Genomic DNA, 22,044 nt, shown 5'->3' with positions numbered 1-22,044 from the left:
CAGCGGCAAGGAGTGCGCGATGACAGCGACGAGAACGGGCCCGCAGACGCCCCCGGCCCACGGCACCCGGAGCGCACCTGACCCCCAAGAACGGGCCGCCATCGGCAAGGCGGACCGCGCCCGGGCGCCACGCTCCAGCCATGCCGTCGGTACCGGCCCGTCGAGACCATCGCCCGCCACTCGCGTCCCGGAACTCGCGCCCATCCGCTACGGCCCCGGCGAAGAACGTAGAGCCCCGCGACACCCGAAAATCTGAGTGCCTGAAGGGACAAATTCCCCAGGTTGTGGGCATGCTGAAGCGTTCCGTGGCCTTTGCTGGCAGAAGGGGGCATGCCAGATCTCCGTAGTGGTAGGAGACCCAGGTGTCAACAACGTCCGGCAGTTTTATAGGGCCCGCAGACCGCCGTCCTGCGGGCCCTGCTCGTCCCAAGTGGGACCTCGACCGCAACCGCCCGCTTCAGCGCATCAGCCCAAGGCGCGTCAGTCGGCCCCGGTTCTCGGTCATCCAGTTGCGGACGTGCTCCGGAGGCAGCTCTGCCGCTCGTCGGGCCAGCTCCTCGAAGATCGACATATACGTTCCTCCATCGCCCTCGCCCCGCAACTCCCGCTCCCGCTCCACGAATGGCCGGACGGCCTGCCAGACCGAGACGATCCGGGTCCGCAGGACCGTGACCATCAGGGTTTCGTCGAGCAGCCCGAAGACGGCGAGGTTCGCGAAGGACTGGTAGTAGTACACGACGCTGTAGAAGGCCGTCTTGGCCTCACCCGGCAACCCGCGCACTCCAGCCTCCGGGTCGTGCTCCGCCCCCAGGCGCGTGCACACGTAGTCGTGTTGCTCGTGAAACTCGGCAGATCGGAACTCCTGGAGTAAATCGACCATCACCGATATGTGGTTGGCGTGCTGCGCGGTGCGGGCCTGCCGCGCATTGAACACGATGGAAGTCACCACTGCGACGACGGCGATGCTCGTGGTCGCGACGTTGAAGACGACAGAACTGTCCATCCGGTCACCGTACGGAGCCTTCACCGCGAGCGCATGCACGGCAAGGCCCCCGCGCTCCGCATTCTTGCCTGACTTCTTGTCGGCGAAGACGCGCACGCAGTCGGCCGCGTTCAGGGTCCGCGATCTGCCGATCGAGCAACTGCCCCTTCGTGGACACGCGCGCGCCCGACCCGGGCACCGGAGAAGGTTGCGGGGAAGGCTTCCAGCGGTGTTTCCAGGCCGCGAAGAGCGAGTGCGGCCTCGACGAATACGAGGTCCGCCGCTACGTGGGCTGGTATCGGCACATCACCTTCACGATGCTCGCCCATGCCTTCCTAACCGTCCTCGCCGCCCGAGCCCATGACGCCGCAAAGGGGGCTTCAGAAACGACATCACCAGCCTCGTCCCGCTCACCGTGGCAGAGATCCGGCGCCTGCTGGATCTCTGCTTCCTGGCCCAAGGCCCCACCAGGACGGAAGCCGTCGCACACTGAACTGGTCCCGGTGGCGCAGACGCCACCAAGCCACCGCCCGCCATTGCCACTACCAAAGAAGAACCAGCTCAGGACACGAATTCTCACTGGCGTACCTGGCGGCGTCTTCGGGACTGGACCGAAGCCGGTGTCTGGCCCCGCCTGCACGAGGAGGATCCGGGCGGGCCCGGCCTGCGACTGGAGCTGGCGGGCAGGCCTGCCATAGACAGCAGATTGCGTTCTCCTTCGTGATCAACCATGCATCCGCAAAGCCCGCCGCACCATTCAACTACCGTGCGATAGCTTCACTTTGCGATCTTGCCGTGACGTTCCGTCAAAATAATTCGTGAACGGCTGGACGTTTCGCGCACCACGGATCGCAGCTTCGAGACTGCGCGGCTCTCTCCGATGATCTGTCACCTGCCGGAGAGTACGACCAGCCACTGACAACCGAGCCACGCGGGCCGATCACCCGGGTTCAAGGACGGGTTCTGACGCAGCCTCCCTTCACGGACGCCCTCGCTCTCGCCGACCGGATTTCATCACCTTGGCCGTCTGCCCGCTGTCGGCCGGTCGTCGCCGCTTCACGCGCTGCCCATCGCGATCTTCACGCCCGAGCGCGTGCGCTGCTACGGCAAGTGGCTCACGGACGTGCAGAAGGGTTCGCTGTCCGGCGTTGATCAGTGTGGTGACACGGCAGCGCCTGATCGGTCAGGTCGGGTATGCGGGGTCTGTCAGCCTGCCCGGGCGGCGACGGTATCGGTTTCGGGTGGCTGGGTGGAGGTTTTCTTGGGGCTGCGGCGGCCGCGCAGCTCTATCCAGTTGGCGGTTCCGGACAGGGCCAGACACATGGCGATGTAGAGGGCGCCGATGACGATCACGACGGGCACATACGGAAAGCCGCCGGCGGTGGTGGTGTTGGAGGCGATCAGGCGCCCGGCGTACAGCAGTTCCTCGTAGGTGATGATGTAGCCGAGGGAGGTGTCCTTCAGGGTAACCACGAGCTGGCCGATAACCGTGGGCAGCATGGCGCGCACGGCCTGCGGGACCAGGACGGTGGCCATCACCTGCGTCTTGCGCATGCCCATGGCGTACGCCGCTTCGGACTGCCCCTTGGGTACGGCGTTGACGCCGGCGCGGAAGGCCTCCGCCTGGACCGAGGCGTTGTAGAGGGCCAGCCCGGTCACCAGGGCCCAGAAGGGCGTGAAGAGGCTGGCGTACAGCACGAAGACCAGGATGAGCAGTGGCAGCGCCCGGAAGAGCTCCACAACGGCGGTGGCGATCCGGCGCACGGCTGCGTGGTCGGAGAGACGGCCCGCGGCCAGCAGCGTGCCGAGGACCAGCGAGAGGAGTGCGGCCAGCGCGAAGGCCTTGAGGGTGGAGACCATCCCGTCGGCCAAGCGCTGCTGGATGCCGCTGTACTGGAACAGCTCCCACATGGAGGGCGCGAACTGTCCTTCGGCGGTCAGCCGCCAGGCGACGAAGCCGGTCAGCGCGAGGAGCGCTGCGCTGCACAAGACCGCGTACAGGCGGTTGCGCAGTCGGGCCGTGGGGCCGGGTGCGTCATACAGGACACTCGCCGTCATCGGGTCACCACCAGCCGGTTCTCCAGCACACGGAACAGGCCGCTGATCGCGAGGGTGATGAGCAGGTAGGCGAGGGCGATCCAGACGAAGACTGCCAGGATGCCGTAGCCGAGCTCGCTCAGCCGCTTCTGCTGGGTGAACAGCTCGTAGACGCCGAACGCCCCGGCGATGGCGGAGTTCTTGGTGAGCGCGATCATCAGGCTGCCGATCGGTGCGATGACCGCGCGGCCCGCCTGCGGCAGGATGATCAGCCGCAGGGTCTGGGTGAAGGTCATGCCGACGCCGCGGGCGGCCTCGGCCTGCCCGAGCGGCACGGTGTTGATGCCGGAGCGCACCACCTCACACACAAAGGCCGAGGTGTAACAGCCGAGGGAGATCACCGCCAGGGTGTACCAGCTCAAGCCGGGGAAGAAGATCTGCGGCCCGATGAAGACGACGATCAGGAACAGCAGGGTCAGCGGGGTGTTGCGCAGCAGCGTCACCCACACCGCGGCGAAGGTCCGCAGCGGGGGTACCGGGGAGACCCGGAACGCGGCCGTAACCACCCCCAGGACGAGGGCGAGCGCCGCGCTGACCGCAGTCAGCGACAGTGTGCCGAGCAGGCCCTCGCGGAACAGGGCGGCGTTGTCGAGCAGGACGTTCATCTCGCTGGTCTCCGGTGGCCGGTCAGTAGCGCACGATGGCCGGCGGGGCCTGGGCCGGGGTCCCGGACAGGCCCAGCGTGGCGTCGTATGCCTTCTTCCAGTCGCCGTTGTCCTGGTGGGCGGTGAGGGCGTCGTCGAGCGCGTCACGCAGCGCCTTGTCGCCCTTGGCCAGACCCACGCCGTACGGCTCGCTGGAGAATGGCTTGCCGACGACCTTGAGCCTGGCCGGCATCTGCGCCGCATAGCCCTTCAGAACGGCGTCGTCGGTGGTGACCGCATCTACCTGACCGTCCGTCAACTGCTTGACGCAGTCGGAGTACTTGCCGAGCGCCACCACTGTCGCGCCGTATTTCTTGTCGCTGATCCGCTCCAGCGCAGTGGAGCCGCTGATCGAGCAGACCTTCTTGCCCTTCAGGCTCTGCGGGCCGGTGATGGAGGTGTTGTCCCAGGCGACCAGGAGGTCCTGGCCTGCCCGGTAGTACGGGCCGGCGAAGGAGACCAGCTTCTTGCGTTTGTCGTTGATGGTGTATGTGCCGATGTAGAGGTCCACGTCGCCCTTGGATATGGCGGTCTCGCGATTGGCGGAATCGACGGTCTTGAACTCGACCTTGTCCGCGGGGAATCCGAGGTCGGCGGCGAGCATCCTGGCGATCTCGATGTCGAAGCCGGAGCGTGCGCCCGTGCTCGCGTCTTCGAAGCCGAGGAAGGGCTGGTCCGCCTTTGCGCCGACAACCAGCTTGCCGCGCGCCTGGGCCCGCTTGAGCGTGGGCGAGTCGATCTTCACACCGGATCTGACGGTGTAGGGAGGAGCCTTCGGGGCGGGGCTGCTGCCGGCGCCGGAGGCGGACTGGGACCCGGGTGCGCCCGGCTTGGCGCAGGCGGAGGAGGCAGCGGACAGCGCCAGGACAGCGAGGCCGACGACGGCGGCGTTACGGAAATTCATGGGTACATCCCTTACGTCTCAGGGCGGAGGATCTTCGACATGAAGTCCCTGGCCCGTTCGCTTTGTGGGTGGGTGAAGAACTGTTCGGGCCGGGCCTCTTCAAGGATTCGACCGTCGGCCATGAACACGACGCGGTGGGCGGCCGAGCGTGCGAAACCCATCTCGTGGGTGACGACGACCATCGTCATTCCGTCCCGGGCGAGCTGCTGCATAACCTCCAGCACCTCATTGATCATTTCCGGGTCGAGCGCGGAGGTTGGCTCGTCGAACAGCATCAGCTTCGGATTCATCGCCAGAGCACGGGCGATGGCCACCCGCTGCTGCTGCCCGCCGGACAGCTGCGCCGGGTACTTGTCGGCCTGGGAGGCAACCCCGACTCGGTCCAGCAGTGCGCGCGCGGTCTGTGTGGCCTGCTTCTTGGCCGTCATGCGGACCTTCACCTGGCCGAGCACGACGTTTTCCAGGACCGTCTTGTGCGCGAACAGGTTGAACGACTGGAAGACCATGCCGACCTCGGCCCGCAGCCGCGCCAGCTCCCGTCCCTCGGCGGGCAGCGGCCTGCCGTCGACGGTGATGCTGCCGGAGTCGATGGTCTCCAGGCGGTTGATCGTGCGGCACAGCGTCGACTTGCCCGAACCCGAGGGTCCGATCACGACGACGACCTCTCCCCGGCTGATCGTCAGATCGACGTCCTGGAGCACCTGCAGGGCGCCGAAGCACTTGTTCACTCGGTCCAGTACGACCAAGGGCCCGTCTGCGGGCCGCGTGGCCTCCTCGGCAACCGGAGAGGTCGAAGTTCCCCTCATCACACACTCGCTCCATCCTCATGGGGGGATCTCGGTCCCGTCTGCCGGCTCACGTCTCGCGCCCCGGGATCATGGGGGCCGTGGCACCCGCGGCCGTGCCCGGCCGACGTGGCGGACCGCACGCTCTGCCACGCTCTCGAACGGGGCAGGTCGGGGGAGAACCCCTTCGTCGCTGTTCGCGCGGCTGGCCCAGCACACCAGCGCGACGTCATATGGGGAAGGTCCGGCTGCCACTCGCAGCGAGACGAGATGCCACTTGATGGTGGCGGCAGGGCACGGTCAGCACGTCGTGGCCGGGAGCGCCCCGCGCCTTCGGCTGCGCGGCGTCAGGGCACCTGCCGACGCCCGACGCTGCCGCGGATCGCCGCGGCACCCTCCCTGCCGGCCTCCCGTCCGGACCGGCGACAACCTTGGAGAGAGGGGGACCACCGGGCAGGGGCCGCCGCGGCGGCCTGGTCTCATTCGGTGGGGCCTACGGCCTGTGCGCATTGGACGAAGTGTTCGACCAGGGGTTGGGGGTCGGGGTCGGCAGCGCGGCGCACGACGGCGAGTTCGACGAGGTGGTGGGGCCTGCGCAGGGGTAGGTAGGCGATCCCGGGCTGGGAGGGCTGGGTGGAGGTGTGCGGGACGAGGGTGACGCCCAGTCCGCAGGCGACCATGGCGAGTTGAGAGTGGATGGAGTTGGCCTGGTGGCGGGACTGGGGGCTGAAGCCTGCTCGGCGGCAGGCGGCGATGAGTTCGTCGTGGTAGGTCGGCGAGACCGTTCGCGGTAGCCACACCCAGGGTTGGTCGGCGAGGACGGCCAGGTCGACGCTGCGGTTGCCGGCGAGCTCGTGGTCCTGCGGGACAGCCACCACGAGGTGGTCACGGCGCAGCGGGTCGACGCGAAGCCTTCTGTCGCTTCCGCCGTGTCGGATGACGGCGACGTCCAGTTGGTGGTTGAGCAGTGCCTGGATGCCTGCGGGGGTGTCGAGCTCTTGCACCCGCAGCTCGATTTGAGGTCGCTCGGTGCGGAAGCGGTGGAGGATGGCGGGCAGCGGTTGGGTAAAGGCGGAGGTGACCGCGCCGAGGGCCAGGGTGCCGAGGTAGCCGGCCTGGGCCTGGGCGACAGCCATGGCGGCGGCGTCCGCGGTGGCGAGCAGCGCATAGCAGTGCCGCAGCAAGACCGTGCCCGACTCGGTGAGGGTGACGTTGCGGCTGGTGCGCTCCAGCAGCCGGGTGCCGAGCTGCCGCTCCAGTTGCTGGATGGCTTGGCTGAGCGGCGGCTGGGACATGCGCAGGCGTTCCGCCGCTCGGCCGAAGTGCAGCTCTTCGGCCACGGCGATGAAGTAGCGGGCCTGCCTGACCTCGATCATCAGGTCGGATCTCATCTTGCTGTGAGTGGGAACCGGACCTTCACCATATTACTGCGGCCTGGTGGACTGGCCGCATGAACAGCGACGACAACACTGTGCTTGCCAGATATGGCGCCCTTGACACCACGGTGGTCAGCGACGCCCTCGACGGGCTGAACCTGCCGAGCGGCGTCGGGGGCTTTCGGCCGGCGTGGGGACGCCCCAAGGTGGTGGGGCTGGCCGCGACGGTTGGACTCGGGCCGATCGGCAGCGGCCCTGCCCACCCCGGCGCGCATATAGCCGCCACCGCCATAGCGGCCGCCGGACCGCGGGAGGTGCTGGTGGTGGCCAATGAGGGCCGCCTCGACGTGTCCTGCTGGGGTGGTCTGCTCAGCCTGGGCGCCACTGTGCGCGGGGTGCGCGGCGTGGTCGCCGACGGCGCCTGCCGTGATGCCGACGACGCCCGCCGGCTCGGCTTCCCCGTCTATGCCAAGGCCACCACACCGGTAACCGCCCGGGGCCGTCTGCGGCAGGTCACCACCGGCGAGCCGGTGCGGATCGCAGCGGTCACCGTCGCCCCGGGAGACATCGTCGTCGCCGACGAGTCCGGCATCGTCTTCGTACCCCGCGACCGCGCAGAGGAAGTCCTTGAGGCTGCCGAGGCGCTCGCCGTACGGGAGAACGCGATCGCCGGTGAGCTGTGCGCCGGAGCACCCCTGCCGCAGGCGATGCGCGATGCCCGGCTCGCGGGACACGACCACAACCAGGGAGTCCTGCTGTGATGACCACGCTGTCCGAGCGGCTGTCCGCCCTGCCGACAGCAGCGATCTCCGACGCGCTGGACGCCCTCGCGCTGCCCGGCTCCCTCCACGGCCTGGCACCACTGGCACCGGCGGCACGGGCCACCGGCCCTGCCTTCACCGTCGCCTACGAACCCGCGGACGGCGACCAGGGCAGCGTCGGGGACTTCCTCGACGACGTACCACCCGGCGCCGTCATCGTGATCGACAACGCCGGACGCACCGACTGCACGGTCTGGGGCGGGATCATGACCCGGACCGCGGCGCACCGCGGCATCGCCGCCACCGTCGTCCACGGAGCCTGCCGCGACGTGGCCACCACGATTGCCACCGCCTATCCCCTATGGAGTGGTGGGGTGTTCATGCGCACCGGCAAGGACCGGGTCCGCCTCGCAGCCGTCGGCACACCGCTGACCGTCGTCGGCGTGAGGGTGGCTCCCGATGACATCGTCAGCGCGGATGCCGACGGAGTCGTCGTAATCCCCGCCCGCCACCTTGAGCAGGTCGTCGATCTCGCCGAGCGCATCGAACACACCGAGGACCAGATCATCACCGCCGTCCGCGAAGGACGCCCGCTGCGCCGAGCACGCGCCGACTTCGGCTACCACCACCTGCAAAGAGGACCAGCATGACCGCCACGATCGACACCCGACACTCCACCGCGACGCTGTACGAAGCCTCCGGCCTGGACTGCGCGTGCGCCGCCCGGCTGCGACCCGCGTGGCCCGGGGCCCGGTTGGCCGGCCCGGCCTACACCGTGCGCGGCCTGGGCGGCGACAATCTCGCGCTGCACCGCGCGGTCGCGGCCGCGCCGCCCGGGCATGTCCTCGTCGCGGACCTGCAGCGCGCCATACACGGCCACTGGGGCGAAGTCCTCGCCTTCGCCGCCCGCACCCGGGGCCTGCTCGGACTGGTCATCGACGGCGGGGTCCGCGACACCACGGAACTGGCCGGCCTGGACTTCCCCGTCTTCGCCTCCAGCATCTCGGTCACCGGCACCAGGAAGAACCATCCCGGCGTGCTCGGCGAACCGATTGTGCTCGCAGGTGTCCCCGTCGCCACCGGCGACCTGGTCGTCGCCGACGCGGACGGCGTGGTCTGCCTGCCGCGCGCCGCAGCGCTGTCGATCATCACGCGGGCCGACGAGCGTGTCCGCGACGAGCACCGCATCCTCCACGAACTCCGCGAAGGACAGACCACCCTTGACCTCTACAACCTCTGCCCGTCCGGCGAGACATCCAGCCCAACCGGAGACCGCGGTGAGTGACAACGCCATCCTCGCGATCAGCGCACGCGCCGCCGAGCTGCGCGGCATGGGCCATGACGTGATCAGCCTCGCCGCTGGCGAACCCGACCTGCCCACCCCCGCCCACATCACCGAAGCCGCAGCCCGCGCCGCCGCCGACCCCGCCTACCACCACTACGGCACCGCCGTCGGCCTTCCCCAACTCCGCGAACTGGCCGCGCACCACCTCGCCGCCACCACACACCTGGCATGGAGCGCCGACGACATCCAGATCGCCCTCGGCACCAAACACGCCCTGTACCTCGCGCTCGCCGCCGTCCTCGAGCCCGGAGACGACGTACTGGTCACCGCCCCCGGCTGGCCCGGCCACCACGGCGCCATCCAAGCCGCAGGCGGACACCCCCGCCAGGTCCCAGTCAGCGCCGACAACAACTTCCTCGCCACCCCCGAGACCCTGGACGCGGCCCGCACCCCGCGAACCCGCGCCCTGATCCTGGCCAGTCCGGCCAACCCGACCGGCGCCGTCTACCCGGCCCACCTGCTCACCGACATCGCCGACTGGGCACTGCAGCACGACGTGTGGTGTATCACCGACGACATCTATGACCAGTTCGTCTACGACGGCGTGCCCACCCCCTTGCTCGCCGCCGCGCCGCAGGCTCGCGACCACTGCATCGCGGTCAACGGAGTCTCCAAGGCACACGCCATGACCGGCTGGCGCATCGGGTGGCTCGCCGGGCCCCCGCCCGTCGTCACGTACGCCTCACGGCTGGTGGCACAGACCGTCACCCACGCCCCGCTGATCACTCAGGCTGCCGCCGTGGAAGCGCTGCGCGGCGCTGGGCGCCCGCTGCGCGAAGCCCGCACCCGCTACCGCGCCAACCGAGACCGCCTCGCCCAGGCCCTCAACTCTGTGCCTGGCATCCACTGTCCGCTGCCCGACGGCGGCCTGTACGTCTTCCCTACCGTCACCGGCCTCATCGACGCCAACCGGCACCGCTGGACCGCTGCCGGTGACCTTGCCGCCTGGCTCCTCGATGAAGCCCTCCTCGCCGTCGTACCCGGGGACGTCTTCGACGCCCCCGAACGCCTGCGACTGTGCTTCGCCATCAGCGAGACCGCCCTCGATCTTGCAATCGAACGACTGCTCCACGCGCTGGGACCCGGTACCCAGTAGCCGGCCCCGTCCCCGCCAAGACGATCAGCCCGGCCCGCTCCTTGCCCAGGAGCCCGAGGACGGCCCCACCCGGCGCGCGAACGACCGCGTCCGCAGCCGCCGGCCACGACGAGTTCACCGCCGCTTTCGACATGTGAGCCCGCTCGTACGGCCCGCTGGTCCACGGCGTCATCGACGGTGGGGACAACGCGCTCCCCCTTTATTGGTGCAGGCAGGAGCGGTGTTGATGGCAGGTTTTCTCGACCGCGGCGGACAAGTTTGCAGCATGGTACTGGTGGGCCGTCGGCGAGGTACCTGCTGGACGAATGAGTGCGATGTCTGGGCCGGCGCGCGGGCAGGAAGAGAGGGCGTTAAAGATCATGTTGTGACGCAAGACTTAAATACCTTCTTGACCGCAATGCACGTGAACGACGACGAGATCGGAGGGACCCGATGGATGGGACGGCCGCCGCTGCTGTCCGACTCCGAGCTCGTCTGCCTTGCCGTGGCGCAAGCCCTGCTCGGCCACCGCCCCGAGGCACGCTGGCTGCGCTTCGCCCGTAAGCACCTGACCGACATGTTCCCCTACTTGCCTCAGCAGTCGGGCTAAAACAAGCGACTGCGAGCGGCGCCGCCCCTGGTCAAGCGGATGATCCGGAAGCTGGCCATGGACAGCGACCTCTCGTTCGGCAACCACTGGACCGTCGCCTCCACGCCACCGCCGTGTGGGATGTCCCGCCCAACGGGGCAACGTTCGAACCTCGCGCCGGGTACGGCTACTGGCCTCTCACTCGCGGTTCTTCTGGGGCCTGCGCCTCTATCTGCTCTGCACCCCCACCGGCAGCCCATCCTGTGGGAGCTGGCCAACCCGAAGATCGGCGAACGCGAAGTCCTGGCCGCGATACGGGAGATCGACGCCGGCCTGGTCGCCGAACGCGAGCGCATCTGCTGCGTGAGATGCGTGTTCATGGACAACAGCCGAGGCCTGATACCCCTGTTCCGGATGTTGAATTCAGCGCGACGCGCCTGCCGGTTCTGCAACGCCAAGTACGGTGCGTACACCGGGGATTCAGCTGGCTTGCCCGGTGAGCCAGTCGACCAGGGCCCGAGCGATGCCGGACAGCAGGCCGGTGACGGCGGCGGTGGCCAGCGCGACACGCTCACGTCGGGGCGGACGGGTACAGGGCATGGTGGCCTCCTGGACTGTGGAAGTGGTTCGCGGGCAGCCGGCGGCCGGAGTCCACGTTCGAGGCTTCAGGGAGATCAACTCTGGGCTGCGACAGGTCTTCTCCGCGGCTGGCTCTTACGCCCGTTCAGGGCATCGGGCGAGCCAGATGCGGGATGATGATGCGATGAAACGCGACGGGGCGGATCGCCACGTGGGGTCGGCGCGCACCCTTCGCCGACGGAATTGCCGCCGGGGCCATGACGCGATCTCAAGGACATGGTCCATCAGACGTATCTCGCCGCTGGACGTCCCACCCTGGACCAGATGGCCACGTCCATATCAGAGGATGATTCGTTGAGCGCAGCCCCCTCGCGGGACACCATCCAACGCATCATCAGCTCCTCGGACATTCCATCGAGGCAGGCCGACGTCTGTGCCCTGGTGACCTTCCTCAGTCACTGGGCAGGCGCGCCGAAGGAGCAAGCCGGACATGCGGCGCAACGAGTGCTGAGTTGTGGGCTCACGCAAAACGGCAGCGGCTGCCGGGCCAGCCCGTTCGGGACCTGACCAACCCCCTGGACCTCGAGGTGCACCGGGCAATCGATGTCGTGGGTACCGACAAGGAGCAGCTCCCGCTCCTGCCGGCTTACGTGCAGCGGCCACATGACGTTGTGCTGCGCCGGGTCGTGGACGATGCGGTAGCCGGCGAGAGCCGAATGGTGATGCCGGTGGGACAGTCCTCCACGGGCAAGACCCGGGCGTGCTGGGAGGCTGTGCAGCAGGTGCCCGACAGGTGGCGGGTATGGCATCCGATTGATCCGGAGCGGCCACGCGCAGCTCTGGCCGGGCTGCCGCGCGTGGGGCCCTGCACGGTGATCTGGCTCAACGAGGCTCAGCACTACCTGTTGAATCCGAGAGATGGGGCAGGCGAGGAGATAGCTGCCGGTTTACGGGAGTTGCTGCGCTCCCGCCATCGCGGACCGGTGCTCGTGCTGGGGACGATTGGGCCCGGGTACCCGTATTGATGACCGAGCCTCAACCGCAGGAACGGGATCCACGCGCAGGCCCGGGAGTTGCTGGCTGGGCATGAGATTGCGGTACCAGCGCGATTCGACTCGGCTGCCCTCAGGGATCTATCGGTGAAGGCTATGGACGATCCGCGGTTGGCCATTGCGCAGGGGCGTGCAGGGGGCGGTGGCATCACGCAGTATCTGGCGGGGGCTCCAGAGCTTCTGGACCGCTACCGTACGGCCCCGGCAGGTGCACGTGCGCTCTTGAATGCGGGCATGGATGCCCGTGGGCTCGGGCACGTGGTTTCGCTGCCGCAGTCGTTCCTTGCGGCTGCGGTGGAGGCGTATCTGGAGGATCCGGAATGGGATCTGCTGCCGGAAGACTGGCTGGAGCAGGCGGCGGCTTACTGATCGTTGAGAATGAGATCTTGGTCTGACCTCCCGGCTGAGACGGTTGCTCAGTGCCGCGACGGAACCGGTTGCTCTGCTTGCGCGTCGGCTCGACAGGACTTCGGGGGGAGAACCTTGTCGAACTTGAGCTTCCCGCCAGCACGGGCGGTCGGGCGCGGGGCGGCCTGGTACCGCGGGGACTGTCATGTCCACTCCGTCCACTCGGACGGGGAACTCACCCCTGAAGAGTTGGCCGTTCGGGCGCGCGCCGCCAGGCTCGACTTCATCGCGACGACGGAACACAACTCAGCCACGGGCCCCGGTACATGGGGGCATCTGGCCGCTGATGACTTCTTGATCCTTCTCGGTGAGGAAGTGACCACGAAGACCGGGCACTGGCTCGCGCTCGGCATCAAACCCGGCGAGATCGTCGACTGGAACCACCAGGTCCGGGATGGGCTGATCGGCCAGTGCCTGGACCAGGTCCATCAAGCTGAGGGCCTGTGCGTGGCCGCGCACCCGCATGCGCCCTGCCCGTCGGGCGACTTCATGTTCCCCTTCCGGGGCTTCGACGTGGCGGAGGTGTGGAACGGACTGTGGACTTCGAACCGGCCCTGGAACGCTGACAACGAGGCGGCCCTGGCCGAGCGGGGGCGGATCCTCGCGGCGGGCATTCACACGGACTCGTGGCAGCGGGCGTGGGCAACAGCGACACCCACTTGGAAATCCGTGAGGAATCCGAGCAGTCCGGCGTCCGCACCACTGTCGGCCCCGGCTTACCGGCGGCCGACGCACCCCAGGACCGGTCGCCATCCGCCCCGGCCGGACCCGATGGCGGTACGCGAAGACGCTCGCCGCTGTTCGTGCTCGCGGCAGCGGTGGTGACCCTCCTGGTGGTCCTGACCGCAGCGAGCAGCAGCCAACCTCTTGGCACGGCAACCGGGCCAGTGGATATGCGGCCCTGCCTGGGTCACTTCCCCGGCTCCGATATCGTCCACCCTCTTCGGCGTCACCATCAACAGCACCACGGGCACGATGCCGTCGTTTCGGACCGGTGCTGTGCGCCTCTGGGACAGCGGTACCCGCTGGGCGGAGATCGGGCCCCAGCGCGGCGAGTTCGACTGGTCGGTGCTCGACCGGCTGGTCAGCGGGGCCGAACAGGCGGGCCTGCCCGCGTTGTTCGTCATGCGCGGCACACCGCAGTGGGCCAGGCCGAACGGCCCGGTCGGCCCGTATGCCGACGACTCACGTGCCGCTCCGCCCGACCGCCTCGCCGACTGGGACACCTTCGTGAGTGCCCTCGTCCACCGCTGTCGGGGGCGTATCGAGGCGTACGATTTGTGGGCGCCGGCAAACGATCCCCGGCTCTTCAACGGCGGTGTGAAGACGCTGGTCGAGATGACCCGAAGAGCCAGCCGGACCATCCGGGCCGCCGACCCGAAGGCCACCGTCGTGTGTCCCGGCATGGGTTGCCTGTGGGAGCCCGACGGCCTCCAGGTCCTTCAGCGCTTCGCAGAACTCGGCGGATACCGCTACTGCGATGCCGCAGGCATCAAGCTCTCCCTCAGTCGGGACATTGCACAGCAGATCCACGGCCGGGGCTTGGAAGCCGTCCGTGGGGCCCTGGGGAAGCCTGCCTGGGCCGGCATCCGCAGCAGCCCGATTGCGTTCACCCGAGGGCGCAAGCTCAACATGCTCGGGCAGACCGAGTCCGACACGGCGGAGCTGTTCTTCGACAACGTCCGGGCAGGTCACTTGCGGGTGCGCGGCGCCGCCGTCAACCACCTGCCGTTATGGCCCCGCCATGGCTCGGATCACAGGCTGCGCCCCTGCCGGCTCAGGCCTGCGGCATGCGCAGCGCGTTCGTCCAGAGCCGGGTGACGGTCTCCACCAGCGTGTCGAAGGGCACGGATTCGCCCAGGGCGAAGGTCGCGTACGCCAGGCGGCTGACCATCGCGCTCAGGGCCCGGGCGGTGATGTCCGGGTCGAGCTCCGGATCCGCGAGGCCCGACTGCTGGAGGCGGGCTATGGCGGCGGCACTGCGGTCGATGAACACGCGCGACCGTTCCAGCCGCAGCCGCAGGAACTGGGGGTCGACGGCGGCGGCCTGTTCCATGGCGGCCATCAGGGCGGCGTTGCGGCGGTAGGACTCCAGGTAGGCGCGGTTGGCGTCCTCGACCCCTCGCCACAGGTCCTTGCGCCCGCCGTCGCAGCCGTCGCTGACTCCCGCATGCAGCATCTCGTCCTGCAGTCGCGCGAGGACGGCGGCGAACACCTCCTCCTTGGATGAGAAGTGCGTGTAGAAGCTGCCGGTGGCCACTTTCGCCTCGGCGGCGATGTCGATGATGCGGGCGTTCAGATAGCCGTCCCGCTCGAAGATCCGCCGGGCCGCGGCCACCAGGGCGTCACGGGTGCGCAAGCCGCGCCGGGCACGCGTCCCGGCCGACTGGGGTCGCGCGGACTGTTCGGGTCCGGAGTCAGGGGAGAGCATGCGGGCATCCTAGACCAGCATTGAATCCGAATGCGGATTCAAGTAGCTTCCAGTCATGGACAACACCACCGCTGCCACCGCCTGGAACCTGCTCGTCCGCCGCGGCGACCTGTCGACCGCGGAGCTGGCCGACGCCCCCGTCCCGCAGGTGCGGGACGGCGAGGCGCTGCTGCGCGTCGACCGGGTCGGCCTGACCGCCAACAACGTCACCTACGCCGCGCTCGGCGACTCGTTCCGCTACTGGGAGTTCTTCCCCGCGCCCAGCGCCGGCTGGGGCATCGTCCCCCTCTGGGGCTTCGCCGACGTCGTCGCCTCCCGGGTCGACGGCATCGAGACCGGCAGCCGCTACTACGGCTACTTCCCGTCCGCAAGCCACCTCCTGGTCAGCCCCGACCGAGTCGACGAGCGCGGCTTCCGCGAGGCCAGCCCCCATCGCGTGCCACTGCCCCGGCCCTACAACGCCTACGCCCTCACCACCGGCGACATCGCCTACGAGGCCGGCCGGGAGGACCTTCACGTCCTGTACCGCCCGCTGTTCTGGACCTCCTTCATGCTGGCCGACTGGCTCGTCGACAACACCTGGCTGGGCGCGAAGACCGTCGCCCTGTCGTCCGCCTCGAGCAAGACGGCCTACGGCGCAGCCCACCTGCTCCAGGGACAGGGCTGCGAGGTCGTCGGCCTGACCTCCCCGCGCAACCTCGCCTTCACCGAGGGCCTCGGCTGCTACGACCGGGTGCTGACCTACGACGACGTCTCCCGGCTCCCACGCACCCAGACGCTGTACGCCGACTTCGCGGGCGACCAGCAGCTGTCCGCCCGGCTGGGCGCCCACCTCGGCGACGCCCTGGTGCACCAGGTGGTCGTCGGCATCACCAACCAGGAACCCGCACCCGCCGGCACCCTTGCGGACACGGGGCCGGGCATGTTCTTCGCCCCCGACCAGATGCGCAAGCGTATCGGCGACTGGGGGCGGGAAGGGCTGGACCGCCGTTTCGCCGCGGCGTGGAAGGAGTTCCTGCCCGTGGCCGAGGGATGGGTCGACATCGTGCACAGCCACGGCCCGCAGAGCCTCGAGCGGGTCTGGCACGAGGTCCAGTCGGGGCGGACCTCGCCGCGCACCGGGCACATCATCACCCCATAGCCATGGCCGTTGCGAGGCCGAGAGGCGCGTCCGACCAGGTCCGCGTCCAGGACATGCTCAGCTATCTCGCCGCCGCACTCCCCAAAGGCGCCAGCCCCGAAGCCCGGCTGCTCGCCCTCCAGTGCGCCTTGCGGGCCCGACACTCATGGGGGTACGCCTAATGCGCCGGCCACCGTTCGCGACGGCCGGCGCCTACTGATCGTTTCAGAATGAAATCTGGTGTAGGGCTTGGTAGTTGGGTGTTGTGGCGGCAGGATCTGCTGGGTGTCTGCTGATCTTGTGCCTGATGACCTGTGGTTACGTGTGGCGCCCCTTTTGCCTGCTCGTCCGCCTCGGCGGCAGCGGTACCCCGGGCGGTTGCCGGCGGATGACAGGGCTGCGTTGCCGGGCATCGTCTACGCGCTGTGCAAGGGCGTGAGCTGGCGGGACGTTCCCGCGGAGCGGGTCGGCTGCAGCGGGGTGACGGCCTGGCGGCGTCTTCGGGACTGGACCGAAGCCGGTGTCTGGCCCCGCCTGCACGAGGTGCTGCTGGCCGAGCTGACGCCGCACGCCGCGGTCGACGATTCGCACGTCAGGGCACTCAAAGGGCGCTCACACCGGACCTTCGCCGGTCGACCGTGCCCGGCTCGGGAGCAAGCACCACCTGATCGTCGACCGACACGGCACACCCTTGGCCGTCTCGCTGACCAGCGCAAACCGTCACGACCTCACTCAGCTGATGCCACTGGTGAAAGCCATCCCGCCGGTCCGCGGGGTACGCGGCCGCCCCCGCAGCCGGCCTCCACCAACTCGACGACGCGGGCCTCATAGATGTGTCCCGCCTCGTCCTTGACTCCGCCCACGTACGTGCTAAAAAGGTGCCTCTATGGCTTTCGTCAAGTCGTAGCTGGCGTAGGTGGTTGGTAGAAGGTGCCGTCGCGGAGCATGGCGAAGAGGACGTCGATGCGGCGTCGCGCCAGTGCGATGAGGCGGCGATGTGGTGTTTCCCCTCGCGGCGTTTGCGGTCGTAGTAGGCGCGTGACTCGGGTTGGGACAGCGAGGCGAACGCGGCAAGGTAGAAGGCCCGTTTGAGTTGTTTGTTGCCGCGTCGCGAGGGGTGTTCGCCGCGGATGGAGGAGCCGGAGTTTCTGGTCACGGGTGCCAGGCCGGCGTAGGCGGCGAGGTGTCCTGCGGTGGCGAAGCCGCTGCCGTCACGCCCGTCGCTCCAGTGCTCGCGCTTTTCCGGCCTCACCTGCGGCATCAGCGGTGAAGTAGGCCGCCGACGAGGTGCCCGTGGCTCGGGTCCTTTTTCGACGGCCCCTTCCCGAACCGGACGGGCCCGCTTTCCAGGCATCCGGCTCTCCAGCGATCATCTCCGGGTGGAGGATGTGGCCCGGCCTGCATGGATAGCGTGGTGACAGGCTTCGCAGACCACGAGGGTCTTGCGTCGCCGCTTCGCCATCAGCACTGCCCATGGTGAAGGGTCGGGCGGACCGGGGCGTTTGAGATCAGCGAGCTTGCGGACGTGATGGACATGGAGTCCTGTCCGTTTCCCGCACATCTCGCACTCGCCAGCCAGGAGCCGGTGCAACAGTTCGTTGCCTCGGCTCCGGTTGGTGGCTGGTGCCCGGTCTCGGAGCTCAGCCGCGCGTTGTCCCTTGAGCGGGATGCCGCCGAAGGTGGCGACCAGCGGTTTCCTTCCGCTGTCACGAGGAACCGTGACCTGTAAGCACCACCGGGGACCGTCAGGAGTGTCGATGGTCGCGTAGAGCCTGCGGGCCACCTTCCGGACGGAACAGGAGTGCTTGCTGGCGAGGGTCTTGAGCATGGAAGTCTCCATGACCCAGCGCAGGCGGCCCAGGCGATGAACATCCTGGGCGAGAAGGTAATACTGGACCAACCCTCGGTACTCCGCCTGGTACTTGATCACGATCGAATAGTCGCTGTCGTGGATCAGCACTCCGCGGCGTGCAGGTTTCCCGCCGCGCATGTAGATCGCGCAGCGTTGCCGGATCGCAGCAGGTGGCACGTAGAGCCCGATGACGCCGTTGGTTGCTCGGCGTCCCCGGGAGATCTTCGTGTCACTGCGCTGGGCCCTGATGTCGTAGCCGAGGAAGCGCGCCGGCTGGCTGGCGGCGTGCGTGATCAGGGTCTTGGACTCGGACAGTTCCAGCTTGAGCGTGTCGCGCAGAAACTCCCGGATCCTCTCCTTGATCTCTTCGGCTTCGCTCCTGGGCCCGGCAAACCCGAGGAGCCAGTCGTCCGCGTATCTGACATACCGAAGCCTCCGGTAGTCCGGATCGTTGGGATCGAGGCTGGGCCTGCGGCGCTGCTGCTGGCGGAGCAACAGCACTGCCGCGATGTCCCCGCGCCTCCGAGCCCGTGCGATCTGGTCGGCGACTCGCTGGTATTCACGATGGCGCCGTCGAACGACACCTCGGTTGTACTCCGGCAGTAGGCACTGTTCGACGAACCGGTCGAGCGGGTCCAGGTAGATGTTGGACAGAATCGGTGAGGCGACGCCGCCCTGCGGTGCCCCGCTGAGCGTGGCGTTCCACCGCCAGTCCTCCAGATACCCGGCCTTGAGCATCCGGTCGATCAGCCGCAGGAACCCGTTGTCATGGATCTTCTCTCCAAGGATCCCAAGGAGAACCTTGTGATCCAGACTGCCGAAGCAGTCGGAGATGTCACCCTCGACGAACCAGTGTGTTCCCTTCCACGTCTCCGCCACTTCGCTCAGCGCTGTGTGGCAGCCCCGGCCAGGGCGGAACCCGTGGGAGCGGTCGGAGAACTGGACGTCGTAGTACGCCTCAAGCAGCAAGCGGACCACTTCGACGACCAGCTTGTCCGACCATGTCGGCAGACCTAAACCGCGCCGTTTCTTCGTACGTCCCTTCTTCTCGATGTAGACGCGGCGGGTTGGCAACCATCGGTACGATTCCGTGCGCAACGCGCCGATGATCGCGCCGATCTTTGCCAGTGACATGCCGTCCACGGTCTCCCCGGTGACCCCCGGCGTCATCGCACCCGCGTTGGCGTGGATGCGGCCGTAAGCCATGAGGAACAACTGCGGGTTGAACAACTGCCGATAGAGCCTCTCCAACGGCAGGCGCTTCCTGCCGCGTTCCCGGATGACATTCAGCACCGTTTCGGCGTTCTGCATTACGCGTACCTCCCGAACCGAACGTCCTGACCTCCTGTGCCCCTTCGCCCTGCGGTCCGGCTTTCCCGGCCCCCTCGGCAGGTCGTGACTCCTGCGACTACTACGGGCACTCCGTCACCATGGGGCTCGCGCCCTGTAGGTGATCCCGTGGTACGTCCTCGCTGTACATATCGAGCGCGACGCAGGCCGCCCACTCATCTCCTTGACCGCCCTCGTTGGGCGACGCACCCCGACCCGGAGGTTGCCCGGCCGACCGGCAACTTCGGCAGGCAGGACGGGTATCGGTGGCAGACGTCATTCCGACGGCGGTGGTGCACGCCGCTGGAGATTAGGCTTCAGGCAATCCAGCTTTGGCCATATCGCGCGGGTCTGACGGCCACCGCCCTGGACGCCTCCGAACGGTCCGCTTTCCTGGCATGCTCTTGTCCCCTCGCGCTTCGCGTCCAGGTAAGCCAGGTGACCCAGGAACATTCCTCCAAGTTCCTCCCGATTGAGTCGGGTATACAACGAGGCGCCACACGGCGCACTGCCGGCATCCACGTTACGAAGAGACTGCCTCGCCTCTGTCAGGGGATCGGCGCTCGTGCCTCTAATCAGCGGTCTGCCAATGCCTTCGACCACCGGCGACACCACCTTTTCGATCATCTCGACTGGGGGCTCAAGTCATACCGGGGCCGAAGGCCGGGAGCCTCATTGCGAGGCCACGAAGAAGGTAACGGGGCGAACACACAGGTCCGAGCCCCGTGGACCGAGGTAAGGCGGGCTCCAAGATGCACATCCTGTCGGACGCGAACGGACTGCCCCTGGTCGTCGGCGCCTCCGCCGCCAACGTCCACGACAGCGAAGGCCTGAAACCGATGGTCGAGGGTCACCAAACGAGACACGACCCCCACACGGCCGCCACTTCAAGCCGCAGCGGCTGCATGCAGACAAGGTCTACGACATCCCCCACCTGCGGAAATGGTTAGGAGGCAAGCGTATTGGCGTCCGCATCGCCCGCAATGGCATCGAGTCCAGCGAACGGTTGGGCCGTCGCAGATGGGTGATCGAGCGCACGATCTCGCGGCTGTCCGGCTACCGGCGGCTCAGCCCCCGCTACGAACGTCACCCTCGCAACTACCTGGCCTTTCCCGGCCTCGCCGCCGCACTGTGCTGCTACAAGCGAATCATCCGCCTCACCACGTAGAACACCGTCTAAGACCAGTGGGCCCTCGCCCAGAGCCGCGGTCAGGGCCGGGTGCTTCGGCTGCTTGGCATCTCCGGGCGCGTTGGACGGAGAACCGGTTCCCTGCGGCCCGGGCCCCTTGTGCGGGTAGTGCTGGGGGAACGCGCGACCGCTGAGGAAGGCCGTGTCCCGCCGGGGGTTGGGCGCTTGAGGTCAGAGCACCTGGCGGAAGGCAGTCACCAGCAGCGTGTCGGCGGTGCGCGGCCCGTCGGCGGCGGCCGGCAGCACGTCGATGCTGATGTTGGTGAACCCGGCTTCATCAAGGAGCTTGGTCCATACGTGTTCCTGGAGCACCCAGCGGCGCATCGTGGTCGCCTCACCGTCCGGGGTCTTCGCCGGGATGTCGGCGTGCACCACGTCCGGCTGGGCGGATGCGCCGCTGAGGTAGTGGGCGAGGGTGGAGAACGTCAGCCGTCCACCGGGCCGCAGCGCTGCCGCCGCGGCTGGCAGCAGCTCCCGCGGCTCGGTGAAGTCCAGGGCGCCGAAGACGCTGTAGAGCACGTCGTAGGTGTCGGCCGTGGCGTACAGGTGGTCCACCACATCCGACGACACGAGGCGCAGGCAAGGCGCTAGGTGGCCGAAGAGGTCGGTGGCGATGGCGTACTGGGCGGGCGAGGCGTCGACCGCGGAGACTTGGGCGGGCTGGTGACGGGTGGCCAGGTAGGCGGCGTGCCGGGCTGTACCGGCGCCGAGGTCGCCGACGCATAGGCCAGTCAGGTCGCCGAGGACTTCCGGGCCGGGCCCGCCGTCCTGGCCCCAGGTCCAGGAGAAAGTCTCGGGAACGGCCCGGTCGGTGGCGGCGCGGGTGCGGCCGTAGTGGTGCCAGAGGTCTGTGGTGGTGGTGGTGGTGGTCACCACCTCATCCTGGCGGGGCGTGGCCCGGCAGTGGGCCGGTTCGGCGGAATCTCACCCTGGCGTGCCTCGTGGCGCCGGCCGGTCGGCCGGGGCCACGAGGTGCCCGTGATGGGGGCGGTCAGTGCGAGTCGTTGCCGGGGTGGCACGGGCCGCAGTCGGCGGCGTCTGTCCACAGGGAGAGGTCGACCTCCCAGCCGTCGGCGGCCATCCGATGGGCGGTCTTCATCACGGAGCCGTCGTTCTTGTACTCGACCTTGGGTACGTGGTGCAGGAAGTGCCCGGCGTTGTACCTCTCGCATAGCTCGGCGTACGCCACGGTGTCGAGGATGATCGTGTGGACGCCGATGTCGACGAGCGTGCTCGGCGCGAGTCCCAGCGACTCGCCCCGGTGGGCCATCGCGGTGAGCAGGTAGGCGTACCCCTGGCCGAGGACGCGGGCGGCCATCACGGAGTCGTAGGGGTAGTCGCGCTGGAGGAGCGCCACCTGCTTGTCCCACAGCGCGGCCGGCACGACGTCGCGCACGGAGCGGAACGGGCCGGTCGCCGTGCCGGTGGCCTGGGGTGCAACTGCGGTTGCCATGGTGCCTCCGATGGACGGTGCCCCGCGGACCGGGGCGGTGCATCCAGAACACCGCGCTGGCCAGCTGAATGGT

The 22,044-nt window shown here is 68.3% G+C and carries 20 protein-coding genes and 6 pseudogenes; 15 read left to right on the top strand and 11 right to left on the bottom strand.

The genetic code is table 11. The features are described from left to right. Positions 1-457 precede the first annotated feature (457 nt). A complete protein-coding gene (locus ACQEVG_RS37965; protein WP_432992670.1) occupies positions 458-1,003 on the bottom strand; it encodes a DUF4760 domain-containing protein in 546 nt (181 codons plus the stop codon). Between the two features lie 212 nt (positions 1,004-1,215). Here ACQEVG_RS37965 and ACQEVG_RS37960 point away from each other — a divergent pair. After that, positions 1,216-1,680, top strand: a pseudogene (locus ACQEVG_RS37960) (hypothetical protein); the annotation flags it as partial. 508 nt (positions 1,681-2,188) lie between these two features. On the opposite strand, the gene ACQEVG_RS37955 reads toward ACQEVG_RS37960, so the two are convergent. The 5 genes from ACQEVG_RS37955 to ACQEVG_RS37935 form a co-directional block, all read right to left on the bottom strand. Beyond that, positions 2,189-3,040: an amino acid ABC transporter permease gene (locus ACQEVG_RS37955; protein ID WP_432992667.1), complete on the bottom strand. Its 852-nt coding sequence runs from the start codon at positions 3,038-3,040 to the stop codon at positions 2,189-2,191. Then, the gene (locus ACQEVG_RS37950; RefSeq protein WP_432992664.1) at positions 3,037-3,684 is read right to left on the bottom strand and encodes an amino acid ABC transporter permease; all 648 of its coding nucleotides are present in this window, start codon (positions 3,682-3,684) and stop codon (positions 3,037-3,039) included. The genes ACQEVG_RS37955 and ACQEVG_RS37950 overlap by 4 nt, the downstream gene beginning before the upstream one ends. A 22-nt stretch (positions 3,685-3,706) precedes the next feature. After that, positions 3,707-4,627 carry a glutamate ABC transporter substrate-binding protein gene (locus ACQEVG_RS37945; RefSeq protein ID WP_432992661.1) on the bottom strand — a complete coding sequence of 307 codons (921 nt, stop codon included), beginning with the start codon at positions 4,625-4,627 and terminating at the stop codon, positions 3,707-3,709. A gap of 11 nt (positions 4,628-4,638) precedes the next feature. Then, a complete protein-coding gene (locus ACQEVG_RS37940; protein ID WP_432992658.1) occupies positions 4,639-5,433 on the bottom strand; it encodes an amino acid ABC transporter ATP-binding protein in 795 nt (264 codons plus the stop codon). Positions 5,434-5,891: 458 nt separating this feature from the next. Next, the gene (locus ACQEVG_RS37935) at positions 5,892-6,803 is read right to left on the bottom strand and encodes a LysR substrate-binding domain-containing protein (protein WP_432992655.1); all 912 of its coding nucleotides are present in this window, start codon (positions 6,801-6,803) and stop codon (positions 5,892-5,894) included. Positions 6,804-6,862: 59 nt separating this feature from the next. Here ACQEVG_RS37935 and ACQEVG_RS37930 point away from each other — a divergent pair, with 59 nt between their 5' ends. The 9 genes and pseudogenes from ACQEVG_RS37930 to ACQEVG_RS37890 all read left to right on the top strand — a co-directional run bounded on the left by ACQEVG_RS37930 (position 6,863) and on the right by ACQEVG_RS37890 (position 14,418). After that, positions 6,863-7,549 (top strand): RraA family protein, encoded by a 687-nt coding sequence (locus ACQEVG_RS37930; protein ID WP_432992652.1) that lies wholly within the window; start codon positions 6,863-6,865, stop codon positions 7,547-7,549. Beyond that, positions 7,549-8,199 (top strand): RraA family protein, encoded by a 651-nt coding sequence (locus ACQEVG_RS37925; protein ID WP_432992649.1) that lies wholly within the window; start codon positions 7,549-7,551, stop codon positions 8,197-8,199. The genes ACQEVG_RS37930 and ACQEVG_RS37925 overlap by 1 nt, the downstream gene beginning before the upstream one ends. Continuing rightward, entirely contained in the window at positions 8,196-8,834 is a 639-nt protein-coding gene (locus ACQEVG_RS37920; RefSeq protein WP_432992646.1) for an RraA family protein, read from the top strand. Before ACQEVG_RS37925 ends, ACQEVG_RS37920 begins: the two co-directional genes overlap by 4 nt. Continuing rightward, positions 8,827-9,990, top strand: a complete 1,164-nt coding sequence (locus ACQEVG_RS37915) for an aminotransferase class I/II-fold pyridoxal phosphate-dependent enzyme (RefSeq protein WP_432992643.1) — start codon at positions 8,827-8,829, stop codon at positions 9,988-9,990. Before ACQEVG_RS37920 ends, ACQEVG_RS37915 begins: the two co-directional genes overlap by 8 nt. Before the next feature lie 364 nt (positions 9,991-10,354). Continuing rightward, positions 10,355-10,906 (top strand): annotated as a pseudogene (locus tag ACQEVG_RS37910) (IS982 family transposase); the annotation flags it as partial. 839 nt (positions 10,907-11,745) lie between these two features. Next, a complete protein-coding gene (locus ACQEVG_RS37905; protein ID WP_432992640.1) occupies positions 11,746-12,162 on the top strand; it encodes a hypothetical protein in 417 nt (138 codons plus the stop codon). A gap of 123 nt (positions 12,163-12,285) precedes the next feature. After that, positions 12,286-12,558, top strand: coding sequence for a hypothetical protein (locus ACQEVG_RS37900; protein ID WP_432992637.1), 273 nt, complete (start codon positions 12,286-12,288; stop codon positions 12,556-12,558). 123 nt (positions 12,559-12,681) lie between these two features. Continuing rightward, the gene (locus ACQEVG_RS37895) at positions 12,682-13,422 is read left to right on the top strand and encodes a PHP domain-containing protein (RefSeq protein WP_432992634.1); all 741 of its coding nucleotides are present in this window, start codon (positions 12,682-12,684) and stop codon (positions 13,420-13,422) included. A gap of 150 nt (positions 13,423-13,572) precedes the next feature. After that, a complete protein-coding gene (locus ACQEVG_RS37890; RefSeq protein WP_432992631.1) occupies positions 13,573-14,418 on the top strand; it encodes a hypothetical protein in 846 nt (281 codons plus the stop codon). Here the strand turns inward: ACQEVG_RS37890 and ACQEVG_RS37885 are convergent. Beyond that, positions 14,375-15,028, bottom strand: coding sequence for a TetR/AcrR family transcriptional regulator (locus ACQEVG_RS37885; RefSeq protein ID WP_432992628.1), 654 nt, complete (start codon positions 15,026-15,028; stop codon positions 14,375-14,377). The genes ACQEVG_RS37890 and ACQEVG_RS37885 overlap by 44 nt on opposite strands. Before the next feature lie 55 nt (positions 15,029-15,083). Here ACQEVG_RS37885 and ACQEVG_RS37880 point away from each other — a divergent pair, with 55 nt between their 5' ends. The 4 genes and pseudogenes from ACQEVG_RS37880 to ACQEVG_RS37865 form a co-directional block, all read left to right on the top strand. Then, positions 15,084-16,169: a DUF2855 family protein gene (locus ACQEVG_RS37880; protein WP_432992625.1), complete on the top strand. Its 1,086-nt coding sequence runs from the start codon at positions 15,084-15,086 to the stop codon at positions 16,167-16,169. Positions 16,170-16,171: 2 nt separating this feature from the next. Further along, positions 16,172-16,330, top strand: coding sequence for a hypothetical protein (locus ACQEVG_RS37875; protein WP_432992622.1), 159 nt, complete (start codon positions 16,172-16,174; stop codon positions 16,328-16,330). 103 nt (positions 16,331-16,433) lie between these two features. Further along, positions 16,434-16,950: pseudogene (locus ACQEVG_RS37870) on the top strand (IS5 family transposase); the annotation flags it as partial. Further along, positions 16,943-17,026, top strand: a pseudogene (locus tag ACQEVG_RS37865) (IS5/IS1182 family transposase); the annotation flags it as partial. The pseudogenes ACQEVG_RS37870 and ACQEVG_RS37865, both read left to right, overlap by 8 nt. Positions 17,027-17,044: 18 nt before the next feature. On the opposite strand, the pseudogene ACQEVG_RS37860 reads toward ACQEVG_RS37865, so the two are convergent. Together ACQEVG_RS37860 and ACQEVG_RS37855 are read right to left on the bottom strand one after the other, a co-directional pair. Further along, positions 17,045-17,358, bottom strand: a pseudogene (locus ACQEVG_RS37860) (transposase); the annotation flags it as partial. Between the two features lie 159 nt (positions 17,359-17,517). Continuing rightward, positions 17,518-19,311, bottom strand: a complete 1,794-nt coding sequence (locus ACQEVG_RS37855; protein ID WP_432992619.1) for a reverse transcriptase domain-containing protein — start codon at positions 19,309-19,311, stop codon at positions 17,518-17,520. 719 nt (positions 19,312-20,030) lie between these two features. Between ACQEVG_RS37855 and ACQEVG_RS37850 the strand changes: the two are divergent. Further along, a pseudogene (locus ACQEVG_RS37850) lies at positions 20,031-20,497 on the top strand (IS5 family transposase); the annotation flags it as partial. Between the two features lie 192 nt (positions 20,498-20,689). Here the strand turns inward: ACQEVG_RS37850 and ACQEVG_RS37845 are convergent. Continuing rightward, complete coding sequence (locus tag ACQEVG_RS37845; RefSeq protein WP_432992616.1) at positions 20,690-21,391, bottom strand: methyltransferase domain-containing protein; 702 nt, start codon at positions 21,389-21,391, stop codon at positions 20,690-20,692. 118 nt (positions 21,392-21,509) lie between these two features. Then, complete coding sequence (locus ACQEVG_RS37840; RefSeq protein ID WP_432992613.1) at positions 21,510-21,971, bottom strand: glycine-rich domain-containing protein; 462 nt, start codon at positions 21,969-21,971, stop codon at positions 21,510-21,512. Between the last annotated feature and the right edge of the window lie 73 nt (positions 21,972-22,044).

This window comes from Streptomyces sp. CA-135486, from assembly GCF_050936555.1.
Taxonomy (GTDB): Bacteria; Actinomycetota; Actinomycetes; order Streptomycetales; family Streptomycetaceae; genus Streptomyces.
This window is presented reverse-complemented; position numbering and strand designations above follow the sequence as displayed.

What these genes read in the sequence shown, in the direction of transcription:
- ACQEVG_RS37900 (WP_432992637.1), top strand. Translation starts at nt 12,286, where the DNA reads ATGGACGATCCGCGGTTGGCCATTGCGCAGGGGCGTGCAGGGGGCGGT.
- ACQEVG_RS37890 (WP_432992631.1), top strand. Translation starts at nt 13,573, where the DNA reads ATGCCGTCGTTTCGGACCGGTGCTGTGCGCCTCTGGGACAGCGGTACC.
- ACQEVG_RS37840 (WP_432992613.1), bottom strand. Translation starts at nt 21,971, where the DNA reads ATGGCAACCGCAGTTGCACCCCAGGCCACCGGCACGGCGACCGGCCCG.
- ACQEVG_RS37940 (WP_432992658.1), bottom strand. Translation starts at nt 5,433, where the DNA reads ATGAGGGGAACTTCGACCTCTCCGGTTGCCGAGGAGGCCACGCGGCCC.
- ACQEVG_RS37885 (WP_432992628.1), bottom strand. Translation starts at nt 15,028, where the DNA reads ATGCTCTCCCCTGACTCCGGACCCGAACAGTCCGCGCGACCCCAGTCG.
- ACQEVG_RS37875 (WP_432992622.1), top strand. Translation starts at nt 16,172, where the DNA reads ATGGCCGTTGCGAGGCCGAGAGGCGCGTCCGACCAGGTCCGCGTCCAG.
- ACQEVG_RS37855 (WP_432992619.1), bottom strand. Translation starts at nt 19,311, where the DNA reads ATGCAGAACGCCGAAACGGTGCTGAATGTCATCCGGGAACGCGGCAGG.
- ACQEVG_RS37945 (WP_432992661.1), bottom strand. Translation starts at nt 4,627, where the DNA reads ATGAATTTCCGTAACGCCGCCGTCGTCGGCCTCGCTGTCCTGGCGCTG.
- ACQEVG_RS37930 (WP_432992652.1), top strand. Translation starts at nt 6,863, where the DNA reads ATGAACAGCGACGACAACACTGTGCTTGCCAGATATGGCGCCCTTGAC.
- ACQEVG_RS37955 (WP_432992667.1), bottom strand. Translation starts at nt 3,040, where the DNA reads ATGACGGCGAGTGTCCTGTATGACGCACCCGGCCCCACGGCCCGACTG.
- ACQEVG_RS37965 (WP_432992670.1), bottom strand. Translation starts at nt 1,003, where the DNA reads ATGGACAGTTCTGTCGTCTTCAACGTCGCGACCACGAGCATCGCCGTC.
- ACQEVG_RS37920 (WP_432992646.1), top strand. Translation starts at nt 8,196, where the DNA reads ATGACCGCCACGATCGACACCCGACACTCCACCGCGACGCTGTACGAA.
- ACQEVG_RS37935 (WP_432992655.1), bottom strand. Translation starts at nt 6,803, where the DNA reads ATGAGATCCGACCTGATGATCGAGGTCAGGCAGGCCCGCTACTTCATC.
- ACQEVG_RS37880 (WP_432992625.1), top strand. Translation starts at nt 15,084, where the DNA reads ATGGACAACACCACCGCTGCCACCGCCTGGAACCTGCTCGTCCGCCGC.
- ACQEVG_RS37925 (WP_432992649.1), top strand. Translation starts at nt 7,549, where the DNA reads ATGACCACGCTGTCCGAGCGGCTGTCCGCCCTGCCGACAGCAGCGATC.
- ACQEVG_RS37950 (WP_432992664.1), bottom strand. Translation starts at nt 3,684, where the DNA reads ATGAACGTCCTGCTCGACAACGCCGCCCTGTTCCGCGAGGGCCTGCTC.